General features: G+C 73.0%; 13 protein-coding genes. 3 read left to right on the top strand and 10 right to left on the bottom strand.

Going from position 1 to position 14,035, the window contains the following annotated elements:
• Positions 1-16: 16 nt before the first annotated feature.
• The 3 genes from AB0G01_RS19235 to AB0G01_RS19225 are packed head-to-tail and all read right to left on the bottom strand — an operon-like array spanning position 17 to position 3,130.
• A complete protein-coding gene (locus tag AB0G01_RS19235) occupies positions 17-454 on the bottom strand; it encodes a response regulator (RefSeq protein ID WP_360947186.1) in 438 nt (145 codons plus the stop codon).
• On the bottom strand, positions 447-1,937 hold the full coding sequence (locus tag AB0G01_RS19230) for an ATP-binding protein (protein WP_360947184.1): 1,491 nt from the start codon (positions 1,935-1,937) through the stop codon (positions 447-449). Before AB0G01_RS19230 ends, AB0G01_RS19235 begins: the two co-directional genes overlap by 8 nt.
• Positions 1,937-3,130, bottom strand: coding sequence for a fused response regulator/phosphatase (locus AB0G01_RS19225; protein WP_360947182.1), 1,194 nt, complete (start codon positions 3,128-3,130; stop codon positions 1,937-1,939). Before AB0G01_RS19225 ends, AB0G01_RS19230 begins: the two co-directional genes overlap by 1 nt.
• Before the next feature lie 110 nt (positions 3,131-3,240).
• Between AB0G01_RS19225 and AB0G01_RS19220 the strand changes: the two genes are divergently transcribed.
• Positions 3,241-3,942 carry a lysophospholipid acyltransferase family protein gene (locus AB0G01_RS19220; protein ID WP_360947394.1) on the top strand — a complete coding sequence of 234 codons (702 nt, stop codon included), beginning with the start codon at positions 3,241-3,243 and terminating at the stop codon, positions 3,940-3,942.
• 72 nt (positions 3,943-4,014) lie between these two features.
• Here AB0G01_RS19220 and AB0G01_RS19215 read toward each other — a convergent pair whose 3' ends face one another.
• A complete protein-coding gene (locus AB0G01_RS19215; protein WP_360947180.1) occupies positions 4,015-4,467 on the bottom strand; it encodes a YkvA family protein in 453 nt (150 codons plus the stop codon).
• Between the two features lie 192 nt (positions 4,468-4,659).
• A complete protein-coding gene (locus tag AB0G01_RS19210; RefSeq protein WP_360947178.1) occupies positions 4,660-5,895 on the bottom strand; it encodes a family 2 glycosyl transferase in 1,236 nt (411 codons plus the stop codon).
• Positions 5,896-6,118: 223 nt separating this feature from the next.
• Here AB0G01_RS19210 and AB0G01_RS19205 point away from each other — a divergent pair, with 223 nt between their 5' ends.
• Together AB0G01_RS19205 and AB0G01_RS19200 are read left to right on the top strand one after the other, a co-directional pair.
• Entirely contained in the window at positions 6,119-6,682 is a 564-nt protein-coding gene (locus tag AB0G01_RS19205) for a sigma-70 family RNA polymerase sigma factor (RefSeq protein ID WP_360947176.1), read from the top strand.
• A gap of 3 nt (positions 6,683-6,685) precedes the next feature.
• Positions 6,686-7,435, top strand: coding sequence for a zf-HC2 domain-containing protein (locus tag AB0G01_RS19200; RefSeq protein ID WP_360947174.1), 750 nt, complete (start codon positions 6,686-6,688; stop codon positions 7,433-7,435).
• Between the two features lie 60 nt (positions 7,436-7,495).
• Here AB0G01_RS19200 and AB0G01_RS19195 read toward each other — a convergent pair whose 3' ends face one another.
• The 5 genes from AB0G01_RS19195 to AB0G01_RS19175 form a co-directional block, all read right to left on the bottom strand.
• Entirely contained in the window at positions 7,496-7,840 is a 345-nt protein-coding gene (locus tag AB0G01_RS19195) for a DUF742 domain-containing protein (RefSeq protein ID WP_360947172.1), read from the bottom strand.
• A 662-nt stretch (positions 7,841-8,502) separates the two neighbouring features.
• A complete protein-coding gene (locus tag AB0G01_RS19190) occupies positions 8,503-10,269 on the bottom strand; it encodes a 1-deoxy-D-xylulose-5-phosphate synthase (RefSeq protein WP_360947170.1) in 1,767 nt (588 codons plus the stop codon).
• Entirely contained in the window at positions 10,266-11,192 is a 927-nt protein-coding gene (ispH, locus tag AB0G01_RS19185) for a 4-hydroxy-3-methylbut-2-enyl diphosphate reductase (RefSeq protein ID WP_360947168.1), read from the bottom strand. The genes AB0G01_RS19190 and ispH overlap by 4 nt, the downstream gene beginning before the upstream one ends.
• Positions 11,193-11,347: 155 nt before the next feature.
• Entirely contained in the window at positions 11,348-12,388 is a 1,041-nt protein-coding gene (locus AB0G01_RS19180) for a family 2 encapsulin nanocompartment cargo protein polyprenyl transferase (protein WP_360947166.1), read from the bottom strand.
• 215 nt (positions 12,389-12,603) lie between these two features.
• Positions 12,604-14,010, bottom strand: coding sequence for a family 2B encapsulin nanocompartment shell protein (locus tag AB0G01_RS19175; RefSeq protein WP_360947164.1), 1,407 nt, complete (start codon positions 14,008-14,010; stop codon positions 12,604-12,606).
• Positions 14,011-14,035 lie beyond the last annotated feature (25 nt).

Raw genomic sequence — 14,035 nt, 5'->3', positions numbered from 1 at the left:
CGGTCGCAGCGCCCCGCTAGCGGGGCAGCTTCACCACGGTCACGAAGAAGTCGTCGATCTGGCGGACGACCTCGATGAACCGGTCGAAGTCCACCGGCTTCGTGACGTAGGCGTTGGCGTGCAGGTTGTAGCTGCGGAGGATGTCCTCCTCCGCCTCCGACGTGGTCAGCACCACGACCGGGATGGTCCGCAGGTCCCGGTCCGCCTTGACCTCGGCCAGCACCTCCCGCCCGTCCATCTTCGGCAGGTTCAGGTCGAGCAGGATCAGGCCCGGCCGGGGCGCGTCGGCGTACTCGCCCTCGCGGCGCAGGAACTCCAGCGCCTCGACACCGTCGCGCACCACGTGGAGCTGGTTGCGGATCTTGTGGTGCTCGAACGCCTCCTGGGTCATCAGAGCGTCGCCCGGGTCGTCCTCGATCAGCAGGACGTCCACCACGTTCAGCGAGTCATTCATCGGTGTCCTCTACTACCGGCAGGGTGAACTTGAAGGTGGTGCCGGCGTCGCTATCGGTGTCGAGCCAAATGGTCCCGCCGTGGTACTCGATGATCTTCCGGCACATCGCCAGGCCGATCCCCGTGCCCGGGTAGGCGTCCTTGTGGTGCAGGCGCTGGAAGATGACGAAGATCCGCTCAGCGTACTCGGGCTCGATCCCGATGCCGTCGTCGCTGATGGTGAACGTCCAGAGGTCACCGGTCCGCTCCACCCCCACCCGCACCTCGGGCGGCTGCTCGCCGTGGAACTTCAGCGCGTTGCCGATCAGGTTCCCGAACACCCCGCCCAGCAACGACGCCTCGCCGCGCACGGTGGGCAGCTCGGGCACGGCCACCGTCGCGCCGGTCCGCTCGATCACCTCGGAGTAGCTGTCCAGCACCTGCGCGACGGTCTCGTTCAGGTCGACCGGCACGTGCTCGCGGATCATCCGGCCCACCCGGGAGAACGCCAGCAGGTCGTTGATCAGCACCTGCATCCGCTTCGCGCCGTCCACCGCGAACCGGAGGTACTGCTCGCCCCGGTCGTCCAACTGGCCCGAGTAGCGGCGCTCCAGCAACTGGCAGAAGCTCGCCACCTTGCGCAACGGCTCCTGGAGGTCGTGCGAGGCGACGTAGGCGAACTGCTCCAGCTCCGAGTTCGACCGGCGCAGCTCCTCGACGTCGTTGAGGATGCGGGCCCGCATCACGTCCACGTCCTGGCCCAGCATCACGATCTCGCGCGGCCCGCCGGTCTCCACCTCGTGCGCGAAGTCGCCCGACGACACCTGCCGCACCTGGGCGGCCAGCCCGGTCAGCGGCCGGATCAGGATCCGGTGCAGCACGACGGCCACCCCGGCGATGATCACCACGAGCAGCACGCCCAGCGCGACCACCAGCAGCAGCACCTGGTCGGCCACCGCGTCCAGCTCGGTCCGGGCCTTGGTCGACCCGTCGTTGAGCTCCCGCTGGAGGTCGGCGACCGACCGGCGCACGGTGTCGAACAGCTCCTTGCCGCGCGTGGCGTCGGCCTGGTCGGCCCGGGGCTCGCCCGCCGACCTGACCTCGGCGACGACCACCTCGGCGTACCCGGCGCGCCAGCCCACCGCGAGGCTGCCGATCTCGTCCACCCGCTCGGCCAGGTCCGGGCGCACCGGCGTGATCGCGGTGCGGGCGTTGCGCAGCGCGACCTGCTCGGTCCGCATCCCGTCCTGGTAGGGGCGCAGGAAGTCCTCGCTCGCGGTGAGCGCGAAGCCGCGCACGCCGTTCTCCTGGTCGATCAGGGCGTTGTCGAGCTCCAGCGCGTGCCGCCGGGCCGGGCCGAACTGGTCCAGCAGCAGCACCCGGGCGTCGGTCAGGCTGACCAGCGCGACCGCGACCCCGCCGATCGCGCCCGCGCAGACGATGATCAGGATGGCCACCGACGCGACCAGCAGCCTGCTCGCGGGCCACCGCGTGCGGTAGTCCATCAGCCCTCGTCCGAGATCAGCAGCACGGCCATGTCGTCGTCCAACTCCCCGCCGTTGAGTTCCTTGACCCGCGAGATCAGCTCGTCCAGCAACCCCTCGGGGTGGCTCCGCCAGTCCGGTCGGGTCTTGGTGACCCGGCCGATCAGCTCGATCAGCCGTTCCGAACCGAGCCGCTCGGTGTCGCCGACCACCCGACCCTCCACCAGGCCGTCGGTGTAGAGCAGCAGGGACCAGCCCGGGGGCAGCGGCACGTCCAGACCGCTCCAGGTGCTGTCCGGCAGCACGCCCAGCGGCAGGCCGGCGCGGTCCCGGGGCAGCTCCACCACGCGGTCGCCGACCAGCAGCATCGGTTCCGGGTGGCCGGCCAGGTAGATCCGCGCCCAGCGCCGGTCCGGGGCCACGGTGATCATGCACGCGGTGGTGAACAGGCCCGGCTGGTGGCGTTCGTGCTCCAGGATCTCGTGCAGCGTGCGCAGCACCCGGGAGGGCTCCTGGTCGGCCAGCACCAGCGCCCGCCACGCGATGCGCAGGAACACGCCCAGCGCGGCCTCGTCCGGGCCGTGCCCGCACACGTCGCCGACGATCGCCTGGAGCGTGCCGTCCGGCGTGCGCACCACGTCGAAGAAGTCGCCGCCCAGCAGCATCCGGCTCCCGCCGGGCTGGTAGCGGAAGTCCAGGCCCAGGCCCTGGCCGCGCTCCAGGATCGGCGAGGGCAGCAGGCCGCGTTCCAGCCGGGTCTTCTCGGCCGCCAGGAGCTGCTCGTCGCGTAGCTGCCGCTGGGTCTCCTCGACGTGCTTGCGGCCGACCGCGTAGCGGATTCCGCGCAGCAGCGCCGAGCCGTCCACCTGGCCCTTGACCAGGAAGTCCTCCGCGCCGGCGGCCACCGAGCGCTCGCCCTGGCGCTCGTCGTCCAGTCCGGTGAGGACGATGATCGCGGCGGGGGAGGACAGCGCGAGCAGCCGGGCGAGGCCGTCGAGCCCGGTGGTGTCGGGCAGTCCCAGGTCGAGCAGCACGCAGTCCACCCTGGGCACCAGGGGCACCGCGTCGCGCAGGGTGCGCACGCGCCGCAGGTCGACGTTCGCGCCCACCTCTTCGAGCAGCGCTTCGACCAACACCGCGTCACCCTCGTCGTCTTCGACGAGCAGCACGGTGATGCGGCCGACCGCCGCACGAGTTCCGATGGACCCGGTCACGGGAAGGGACGATAGCCGAACCGTGATCACGGCCGGTCCGCACCGGTTCGGTGGGTCGCCGGAACCGGCCGGGGGTGATGACCGAAGATCCCGGTGTGAGTTTCACTCGGATGGTGTCGTTGACCGCGCGGTTGCCCAGGCGCGGCAGGGGGTTCTGGTACTCGGTGGCGATCGACCTGCTGTGGCCGTTCGTCGTCGTGTTCGTGCGGATGCGGATGGCGGGCGGGGCGAACGTCCCGCGCGAGGGGAAGGTGCTGCTGGCGTCGAACCACCTGTCGTTCGCCGACCCGGTGACGCTGACCGCGTTCACCCTGGCCTCCGGGCGGGTGCCGCGCTACCTGGCGAAGGCGAGCCTGTGGAAGGTGCCGGTCCTGGGCTGGGTGATGTCGGGCGGGCGGCACATCCCGGTCGACCGGGGCACGGCGCGCGCGGGGCGGGCGCTGGACGCGGCCCGGACGTCGCTGGACGACGACCAGTGCGTGATCGTCTACCCCGAGGGCACGTTCACCAGCGACCCCGACGGGTGGCCCATGCGCGGCAAGAACGGCGTGGCGCGGCTGGCGCTGGAGACCCGCACGCCGGTGGTGCCGGTGGCGCAGTGGGGCACCCAGCGGCTGCTGCCGCCCGACGGGTTCGTGCCGCGACCGTGGACGAAGGTGCACGTGGTGGCGGGCGCGCCGGTGGACCTGTCCGACCTGTACGGGCTGGAGACCACCAAACAGGTGCTGGACGAGGCGACCGGGCGGATCATGGCGGCCATCACCACGTTGCTGGTGGGGGTCCGGGAGCTCCCACATCCTGGGAAGCCGTGACGCGGCCCGTCGCCCGGCCCGGACGAGGACCTGGGGGCGGCCGGTCCGGCGGGGGTGGGCGCGTCGGCCGCGCTAGGGCCGGCGGTCCCGCTGCTTCGACCGCTCCCAGCTCAGGTACTGGCCGGCGGCGGTGGACAGGCTGGTGAGCAGCCACACCGCCACGCCCGCGTCGTCGGTCACGCCGATGAGCGGCAGGAACTCCGGCAGCACGTCGAACGGCGACACCAGGTAGACGAGCGCGAAGCCCCACTGCGCCAGCCGGGTCGTCGGCAGGCCGTACGCCTTGCGCGCCCGCAGCAGCCGGGGCAGCGCCTTCGCGCGGTCGATCACCGAGCCGACCGGTTCGGGTTCGCCGCGCGCGACCCGGGCGCGCTTGCGCCGCGTGATGCCCAGCGCGAGGGAACCGGCGGACAGGACGAGCAACGCGGTGCCGACCGCGACCGGCGGCAGACCGATCAGGTCGGCATCGCGCCAGACCAGGGTCGACACCCCGATCGCGGCGAGCATGATGCCGAGGAAGATCACCGGCTCATGGTATCGAGTTTCGGGTGATCGGATACCGCGAGACGGCCCGGACCCGGGACCGACCGCCGCCGAACTCGGCGTGCGCGTGGTCACCGCAGCCGGGGAAGGCGTGGTCACGGCCCTGCGGACGTCGTCGCGGACCGCGTTGCCGCGCGTTCGACCTGTCCGAGCCCCCCGCTCGCCCCGACGTCGTCACCGGGCGGGCACCGGCTCGCCGTTGAACCCCGCCCAGTGCCGCACGTCGAACCGGTCCGGTCCGGTCGCGCCGCCCAGCACGACACCCCGCTCCCGCACCGCCCGCGCGGTCGCCGCCGCCTGCCGGTCCAACAGCCGGTCGACCTCCCCGCCGGTCAGCCCGTCGATCTCCTCCCAGAACGTCAGCACCCGGTTCACGTACAGCGCCACCAGGTGGTCGCGCGCGGCCTCGAACCGGCCGCCGGCCACGGCGACGAGCGCGTCGGCCAGGACGTGCGGCCAGTCCTCCGAGGTCACCCGCAGCCCCCACGGCGCGGCTCCCACCGCCCGCGCCGACGGGAACAACCGCCGCACGTCGGCCCGGTGCGCCGCCAGGTACCGCGCCACCGAGGCCGTCACCCGTGCCACCACCGCCGGGTCCTGCCGCACCGACGTGCCGTCCACCGCCGCCCGCGCGCCCGGCGCGCCCGGGACCGCCGGGCGCACCCGGTCGGTGCGCAGCACGACGTGGAACAACGAGTCGAGAACCTGCTGGGGCAGCCGCAGGATCTTCGGGAACGGCGAGTTGTGCAGCTTGCGCCCCAACGGCACCTCCACCACCCGCACGTGCTCGCGCAGCGCGTTCGCGGTCAGCCACACGTCGATCCCGTACAGGGAGGCGCTCGCGGGCCGGGGCCAGCCCCGCGACCGCTCCAGGAAAGCCCGGTTGAACGCGAACTCGCCCCCGATCGGCTGCTGCACGTGCACCCCGAACACCGCCGCCAGCAGCGGGCCCGCCAGGTGGTTCGTCGTGTTCGCCTCGTACCGGTCGCGCCGGTACGAGGGCACCGCCAGCACCGGCTCGGCACCCGCCACCGCGTCCGCCAGCCGCCCGACCCACGCCGGTTCGGCCGAGCGGACGTCGGCGTCGAGCAGCAGCACCCGATCGGCGGCCAGCTCCAGCGCCCGCTCCATCACGGCGAACACGTTCGTGCCCTTGCCGGTGCCGCCGCCCGGCGCGGAGACGACCACCTTGCGCGCCCGCGACGGCGTCTCGGCGAACCGCGCCACCGTCCCGTCCGTGCTGCCGTTCTCGGCCAGCACGACGACGTTCGTCCCGTGCGGGAACGCCCGGTGCAGGCCGTCGTCGGCGGTGGCGGCCACCGCGCCGACCGTGTGCGCCTCGTCACGGGCGGGGATGCCGACGACGGTGACTCCACCGCCGTGCGCCAGGGGTCCGGATGCTTCGTGCACGGGATTACCGAAACACGGCCCCCGCGCACCGGCTCACCGGGGTCGGGCGCGCGGCCCGCCGCCCGCCGGCCGTGCCGGAGCGCGGTCCGGCAGAACGCCGTCCCGGCCCGGTCGAACGGGCGGACACCGGGAGGTGCGGACACGTTGCGGTGACGGTTCCCCAACGAAACGGGGACTTTTTCTTTCGCCAACCTCTCGACTTCTCACCCGTTCGCGCGCTTGGATGCATCGCGTGGCGCGGCACAGACGCAGCACTCAACCCCGGAGAGATCACGTTCCACCGGAACTCGGCCTGGAAGACGAGCTGATCCGCAGGCTCTACCGGGAGTTCGGCAGTGCGCTGCTCGGGCATGCCATGCGGCTCACCGGCAGTGACCGGCAGTGGGCGGAAGACATCGTGCAGGAGACGCTGGTGCGGGCCTGGCGCAACGCCGAGAAGCTGGAGCGGGACCCGGTCCTGTTGCGCTCGTGGCTGTTCACCGTCGCCCGCCGCCTGGTCATCGACGACCGGCGCAAGCGCAGCGTCCGACCGCGCGAGTCGGAGTTGACCCCGTCCGACGAGGCCCCGGTGCGGGACGAAGCCGATCGCACCCTGGCGGCCATCGTGGTCGCCGAGGCCATGAACGGACTGACGGAGGAACACCGGGAGGCTATTCTCGAAACCTACCTGCGGGATCGGACCGTCGGGGAAGCCGCAGCGGTGCTCGGGGTGCCGCCGGGCACGGTGAAGTCCAGGGTGTACTACGCACTCCGCGCCCTGCGCCGGGCGTTGCAGGATCGGGGCTGACAGGTGACATCGCGGCCGGACCACGTCGACGTGGCGGCGTACGTCCTCGGGGTCCTCGACGAGGACGAGGTGGACGCCTTCGAGAACCACCTCGCCCAGTGTCGGCGCTGCGCGTTGGACCTGCGCGATTTCGCCGTCCTCCCGGACCTGCTGGACGAAGCCGACGCGAACGGCATGCTCCGCGCGAACGCGGGGGAGCGCCCGGACGGGCGTTCGGTCCGCGCGATGCTGGACACCGTCACCGAGGACCGGGCCCGCCGCCGCCGCACCGCGCTGCTGCTGTCCGCCGCAGCGGCCGTGCTGCTGATCGTGCTGACCGCCGTGACCACGGTCGCCTTGTCGCCCTCCCCGGGCGGCACCGCGAAGGGCGGACCGGGGGAGGCCGGCCCGCCCCCGACGGTGGCGGGGCTGACCGCGGTGGCGAAGAACGCCCCCGACGCCTCCGGCACCGTCACCGGGACCGACCAGTCGACGGGGGTCAGGGCGCGGCTCGACGCCACGGCGGAACCCTGGGGCACGTCGGTGTCCCTGGAGGTGACGGGTGTCCGGGGTCCGACCCGCTGCGAACTGGTGGCCACCGCCGCCACGGGCGAGAGCGCGGTGGCGGCCTCCTGGTCGACCGGAGCGTCCACAGCGGACGAAGACCCGCTGCGGCTGCACTCCTCGGTGGGCCTGCGGTGGCACGAGATCACGGAGTTCTCGATCCGCGACACCGGGAACGGCACGACCTTGATCCGCCTGCCCACCGCCTGACGCGCCACCGCCTGACGTGCCACCGTCCACACCGGACGGACGGTCTCCCGTCGATCGCGGTCAGATCCGCTGCAACCCGGCCAGCACCCGTTCCATCAACGTGATCGAGGGCCGCCCGTCCCCGCCGCCCTCGTCCTGCTCGTGCACGTTGATCAGCGACAGGTCCGACATGTCGGCGAGCAGCACCCGGATCACGCCCAGCGGGAGCCGCAGCCGCGCCGCCACCTCGGCCACCGAGTGCGGGTGCCGGCACAGGTCGCTGATGATCCGGTGTTCCGCCGTGGAGGACAGCGCGTCCCACGCCGCCCGCTCGTTCGTGGTCACGATGGTCTCGATGGCGAGCGTGGTGGCGGAGCGGGTACGCCCGCCCGTCCTGGTGTAGGGGCGCACCCGGAAGGTCGACACCACCAGCTCCTCAAGCGGTCGGGATGATCTTCTCGGCCGTGTGGGCGAGGACGCCGACGCTGTGGTGAGGGTCACCGCCGACGCCAGACCCTACAAACAACAGGGGCTCCTGTCGCGGTTTTCGCGGAATTTGGGAGACAACGCACGTCCGTCACCACACACCGTGGTTAATCGATTCCCTTGGGTGGCCGAACGTGCGGGCAGCGGTCGGATCATCACCCGACCGACGGGCGTCACCGGTGTCCGGAGTCGCGAACGCGCTCCAGGCGACCGATTCCCCGGATTACCCGATGGGTGTCGGATTCACCTTCACCTCGAACCTCGCGCCACTCCCGGCCGGAACCGATCCCCGGCCGAGGCCCGGTCGGGCCGTCAGCCAAGGTAGAACGCGGGGGAGCGCTCTCACAACTCCCGACGCCCAAGGTTCGGCCGTTCGAACCGAGATGGACACCCCGGGTTGGGGCCACCGACAACTACCGACACCCAACACGAATGAACGGTGACTTATCCACCTCGCCGACCTTCGCCCCGACCCGTCCACGTCGACCTCGAATCCCCGGAACCGGGGAATTCTCCCGAGAACGGATCAGAGGCGATACCGGAGGGATTCTCGGCTTTCCCCGAGGAGCATTGCCACCGGGGACCGCGAACGACCTCCGGGGTCAGCCGCCGGGCTCCTCCAGTCGCTTGAGGACGGTCGTGGTGATGCCGGCCGCGTCGAGGCCGTGCGCCCGCAGGATCTCGGCCCGCGTCCCGTGCGGCAGGAAGCTCGAGGGCAGCGCGAACGTGCCCACCCGGGTCGGCCCGCCGAGCGCCGCGAGCGCTTGCGCGAGCCGTCCGCCGAGCGCACCGGTGGCGGTGGTGTCCTCCACGGCGAGCACGAACCGGTGCGCGGCGGCCAGCTTGACCAGCGCCGGGTCCAGCGGGGCGATCCAGCGCGGGTCGACCACGTCGACCGGGACGCCGTGGCCGGCGAGCTCCTCGGCGGCCTCCAGGCACGCCCGCGCCATCGGTCCGACCGCCACCAGCAGGCCGACCGGCTCGGGTTCCTCGCGCAGCACGTCGCACCGGCCGATCCGGCGCAGCGCCGGGATGTCCGCGCCCGCCGACGCCTTCGGGTACCGCAGGGCGGTCGGCCCCTCGGTGACCGCGACGGCCTCGCGCAGCAGTTCCCGCAGCCGGGCCGGGTCGCGCGGCGCGGCCAGCCGCAACCCGGGCACGACCGGCAGCAGCGAGGCGTCCCACATGCCGTGGTGGCTGGGCCCGTCCGGTCCGGTCACCCCGGCCCGGTCGAGCACGAACGTCACCGGCAGCCGGTGCAGCGCCACGTCCAGCAGCACCTGGTCGAGCGCCCGGCTGAGGAACGTCGAGTACACCGCCACCACCGGGTGCAGCCCGGCCATCGCCAGGCCCGCCGCGCACGTCACCGCGTGCTGCTCGGCGATGCCCACGTCGAAGACCCGCTCCGGGAACCGCGCGGCGAACGCGTCCAACCCGGTCGGTCCCTGCATGGCGGCGGTCAGGCACACCACGTCGGACCGGTCCTCGCCGATGTCCGCGATCTCCGCGCCGAACACGTCGGTCCAGGTGCGCCCGCCGTTGGACCCGGTCGCGGACACCGCGTGCCGGCGGTCGGCCTCGTCCAGCTCGGCGGGCGGGTGCCCCTTGCCCTTGTCGGTCACGCAGTGCACCACCACGGGGCGGCCCAGCGCGGCGGCCTCCCCGAGCGCGTGCTCCAGTTCCGCCGGGTCGTGCCCGTCGACCGGACCGAGGTACGCCAACCCGAGTTCCTCGAACAGCGTGTGCCGCTCCGGCCGCTCCGGGCCGCCGGGGCCGCCGGACGGGCCGCCGCGCAACGATGCCAGGTGCGTGCCGAGCCCGCCGACGGTCGGCGCGTAGGAACGGCCGTTGTCGTTGAGCACGACCACCACCGGGTTCCGGGTGGCGGCCAGGTTGTTCAGCGCCTCCCACGCCATCCCGCCGGTCAGCGCGCCGTCGCCGACGATCGCCACCACCCGCCGCGCGGACCCCCGGAGCCGCAGGCCCTTCGCCACGCCGTCCGCGTAGGACAGCGCCGTCGACGCGTGCGAGTTCTCGATCACGTCGTGCGGCGACTCGGCCGCCGAGGGGTACCCCGACAGCCCGCCCGCCCGGCGCAGCGTCTCGAACTCGGCCGCCCGGCCGGTGAGCACCTTGTGCACGTACGCCTGGTGCCCGGTGTCGAACAGCAGCACGTCCTGCGGCGAGTCGAACACCCGGTGCACCGCGATGGTCAGCTCCACCGCGCCCAGGTTCGGCCCGAGGTGCCCGCCCGCGCGGGACACGTGCTCGACCAGGAACCGCCGGATCTCCGCCGCCAGCACCGGCAGCGCCGACGCCGGCAGCGCGCGCACGTCACCGGGCCCGGTGATGGCCTCCAGCAGGCTCATCGCGGCCTCACCGCCGAGGGCAGGGTGAACGTGATCGTCTCCCGCGTCGTCTCGCGGACCTGCACGTCCCAGGCACCCAGCTCCTCGATCACCTCGTCCACCAGCTCCGGCGGTGCGGACGCCCCGGCGCTGAGCCCGATCACCCGCACGCCGTCCAGCCACTCCGGCCGGATCTCCGACACGTCGTCGATCAGGTGTGCGGGCGTGCCCTGCCGGCGCGCGAGCTCCACCAGCCGCACCGAGTTGGACGAGTTCGCCGACCCGACCACGAGCACCAGGTCCGCGTCCCGCGCCACGTCGCGCACCGCTTCCTGCCGGTTCGTGGTGGCGTAGCAGATGTCGTCGGACGCCGGACCCCTCAACGCCGGGAACTTCGCCTTGAGCGCCGCCACGACCTCCGTCGTCTCGTCCACCGCCAGCGTGGTCTGCGTCAGGTACGACACCCGCGCGGGGTCCGCGACCTCCAGCCGCGCCACGTCCTCCACCGTCGCCACCAGCACGATCCGGTCCGGGGCCTCGCCCAGCGTGCCCTCCACCTCCTCGTGCCCGGCGTGCCCGATCAGCACCACCGTGTCGCCGCGCGCGACGAACCGGCGGGCTTCTGCGTGCACCTTGGTCACCAGCGGGCAGGTCGCGTCGACCACGGCCAGGTCCCGCCGCGCGGCCTCGGCGCGCACCGCCGGGGACACCCCGTGCGCGGAGAACACCACCGTCGCGCCGTCCGGCACCTCGTCCAACTCGTCCACGAACACCGCGCCGCGCGCCTCCAGACCGGCGACCACGTGCGTGTTGTGCACGATCTGCTTGCGCACGTGGATCGGACCGCCGCGCTGTTCGAGCAGGTGTTCCACGATCTCCACGGCCCGCTCGACCCCGGCGCAGAACGACCGGGGCGAGGCGAGCAGCACAACGGGAAGGGCCATGCCTGGCTCCTGACTCAGCGGGTCTGTTGAGACGTACGGCTTGTCGACGTGCCACGGCAGCGCCGCGCCACCGCGCGGCGTCCTCGCGGTGGCAGACCGCGAAGACGCCGCGGCGGTGCCACAGCGGGAGATGTCGGGTGTGAAGGGGGGAGCGGTCAGTGGTCCCGGCGCGTGGCGATCCCCGCCAGGGCGTCCAGCTCGCGCGCCGCCCGCGTCACGGGCTCGGCCGCCCGCAGGTGCGCGCGGGCCTGCGTCAGCAGGTCCTCCGCCCGACCCAGGCTCCACTCGCGCGCCCCGGACGCCTCGATCAGCCCGGCCGCCCGCACCAGCTCGGCACCGGTGAGCTGACCGTCGGTGTGGTACAGCCCGTCGAGCGCCCGCCCGGCCTTGGTGTCGGAGTTCAGCGCCGCCACCACGGGCAGCGACTTCTTGCGGTTGTGCAGGTCGGAGAACACCGGCTTGCCGGTCACCGCCGGGTCTCCCCAGATGCCCAGCAGGTCGTCGGCGAACTGGAACGCCAGGCCCACGTGCTCGCCGAACAGCCGCAGCTGCTCGACCTGCTCGGCCGTGCCGCCGCCGAACAGCGCGCCCACCGCGCACGCCGCGCCGATCAGGCCGGCCGTCTTGTTCTGCGCCATCCGCACGCACTCGTCGAGCCGCACGTCACCGCGCTCCTCGAACGCGAGGTCGGCGGCCTGCCCGTCGTTGAGCCGCTGGGTCGCGGCGGCCAGCACCCGGATCGCCTGCACGGCGGCCGGGTGGCCGCTGCTCGCGAGCACGTCCAGGGCTTGCGTGAGCAGCGCGTCACCGGCCAGGATCGCGGCGTTCACGCCGAACACGGTCCACGCGGTCGGCCGGTGCCGGCGGGTCGCGTCGCCGTCCATGACGTCGTCGTGCAGCAGCGAGAAGTTGTGCACCAGCTCCACCGCCACGGCGGCGGGCAGGGCGATCGCGGCGGTGCCGCCCACGGCCTGCGCGCTGAGCAGCGCCAGCGCGGGGCGCAGCGCCTTGCCGGGGTCCGCGCCGGTCGGGTGGCCGTGCTCGTCCCACCACCCGAGGTGGTAGCCCGCGATGACCCGCATCGAGTCGGGCAGCCGGTCCACCGCCGTGCGCAGCGCCGGGTCCACGCCGGCGCGGCTCCAGCTCAGCACCTCGCGCGCGGATCGGTGCGCGGTGGTGACGTCCAGGTCGGTCATCGGCGGAACTCCTTCGGGGAAAGCGCCCGGCTGGTCGGGGGATGCGCCCGGCTGGTCACTGGATGCGCCGAGCGGAAGGTGCGCGGGATCGTGCGGTGGGTGCTCTTCGCGGCGCGCGGGACGTGGTGCGCGCCGTGCCCGGCGGTCCGGCGTTCGGGGCGGGCGGACCGGCGGGGGCGGCGGGCGGTCGGGCGGACCCGACCGCGCCGCCTCGGTCAGTAGCGGCCGATCTCCACGTGCTCCAGCACGCCCAGGGCGTCGGGCACCAGCACGGCCACCGAGTAGTACGCGCTGACCAGGTAGGAGATGATCGCCTTCTCGTCGATGCCCATGAACCGGACGTTCAGGCCCGGCTGGAACTCGTCGGGGATGCCGGTCTGGTGCAGCCCGATCACCCCGCCGTCCTGCTCGCCCACCCGCATCGCCAGGATCGAGCTGGTGCCCCGGGCGGTGATCGGGATCTTGTTCGACGGCAGGATCGGCACCCCGCGCCACGTCGTGACGTGCGTGCCGTCCACGTCGACCGTGCCGGGGTAGATGCCGCGCTTGGACGCCTCCCGGCCGAGCGCGGCGATGGCCCTCGGGTGGGCCAGGAAGAACGCCGTCTTGCGCCGCCTGCTGAGCAGGTCGTCCATGTCGTCCGGGGTCGGCGGACCGGAGCGGGTGTGGATGCGCTGCTTGAGGTCGGCGTTGTGCAGCAGGCCGATCTCGCGGTTGTTGATCATCTCGTACTCCTGGCGCTCGCGCAGGGCCTCGACGGTCAACCGCAACTGCTGCTCGGTCTGGTTCATCGGCTGGTTGTAGAGGTCCGCGACGCGGGAGTGCACCCGCAGCACGGTCTGCGCCACGCTGAGCTCGTACTCGCGCGGCGCGATCTCGTAGTCCACGAACGTGGTCGGCAGGTCGGGTTCGCCCTCGTGGCCCGACGCGACCTCGATCGCCGCCTCGCCGTGCTTGTTCTGCGGCTTGCCCTGGCTGCGCGCCACCTGCTCGATGTGCGTGCGCAGCGCGTCGGCGTGGCCGTTGAGCTGCCGCAGCGCGAGCCGCGACAGCACCAGCACGATCACCGGCGTCACCGCCTTGACGGTGAAGTCCCACTCGACGTCCTCGTCGGTGAGCACCTCGTCGCCGAAGTGGTCGCCGTTGGCGAGGGTGTCCAGCACGGACTGGTCGCCGTACTCGCCCTCGCCGATCCGGTGCACCTTGCCGTGCGCGATCAGGAAGACCTCGTCGGCCCGCCCTCCCGCCTGGACCACCACGTCGCCGGGCGCGTACTCGCGCTGCTCGAACCGGGCCGCCAGGGCGGTCAGCACCCCGTCGTCCGGGAAGTCCCGCAGCGCGGGCAGTTCCCGCAGCTCCTGCGGGATGACGCGGATGTCCGCCCCGGTGCTGGTGAAGGTCACCCGGCCGTCGCCCACCGCGTAGCTGAGCCGCCGGTTGACCCGGTAGGTGCCGGCCTGGGTCTGCACCCAGGGGAGTTTGCGCAGCAGCCACCGGGGCGAGATGCCCTGCATCTGCGGTGCGGACTTGGTCGTGGTGGCCAGGTTCCGCGCGCCCGCCGTGCTCAGGCTCTGCCGCTGCTCGGCCTCTTCCGCGATGGGGCCGGGGTCGATCACGGTCACGTCAGGTGTCCTGTCTCGTCGTGGG

The organism is Actinosynnema sp. NPDC023587, assembly GCF_040640215.1.
GTDB lineage: Bacteria > Actinomycetota > Actinomycetes > Mycobacteriales > Pseudonocardiaceae > Actinosynnema.
Note: the sequence above shows the minus strand (reverse complement) of the source record. Positions and strands in the feature narration are given on the sequence as shown.

Excerpts from the sequence above, each read along its gene's own strand:
- AB0G01_RS19220 (WP_360947394.1), top strand. The coding sequence starts at position 3,241 with ATGGTGTCGTTGACCGCGCGGTTGCCCAGGCGCGGCAGGGGGTTCTGG.
- AB0G01_RS19205 (WP_360947176.1), top strand. The coding sequence starts at position 6,119 with ATGCATCGCGTGGCGCGGCACAGACGCAGCACTCAACCCCGGAGAGAT.
- AB0G01_RS19230 (WP_360947184.1), bottom strand. The coding sequence starts at position 1,937 with ATGGACTACCGCACGCGGTGGCCCGCGAGCAGGCTGCTGGTCGCGTCG.
- AB0G01_RS19235 (WP_360947186.1), bottom strand. The coding sequence starts at position 454 with ATGAATGACTCGCTGAACGTGGTGGACGTCCTGCTGATCGAGGACGAC.
- AB0G01_RS19180 (WP_360947166.1), bottom strand. The coding sequence starts at position 12,388 with ATGACCGACCTGGACGTCACCACCGCGCACCGATCCGCGCGCGAGGTG.
- AB0G01_RS19190 (WP_360947170.1), bottom strand. The coding sequence starts at position 10,269 with ATGAGCCTGCTGGAGGCCATCACCGGGCCCGGTGACGTGCGCGCGCTG.
- ispH (WP_360947168.1), bottom strand. The coding sequence starts at position 11,192 with ATGGCCCTTCCCGTTGTGCTGCTCGCCTCGCCCCGGTCGTTCTGCGCC.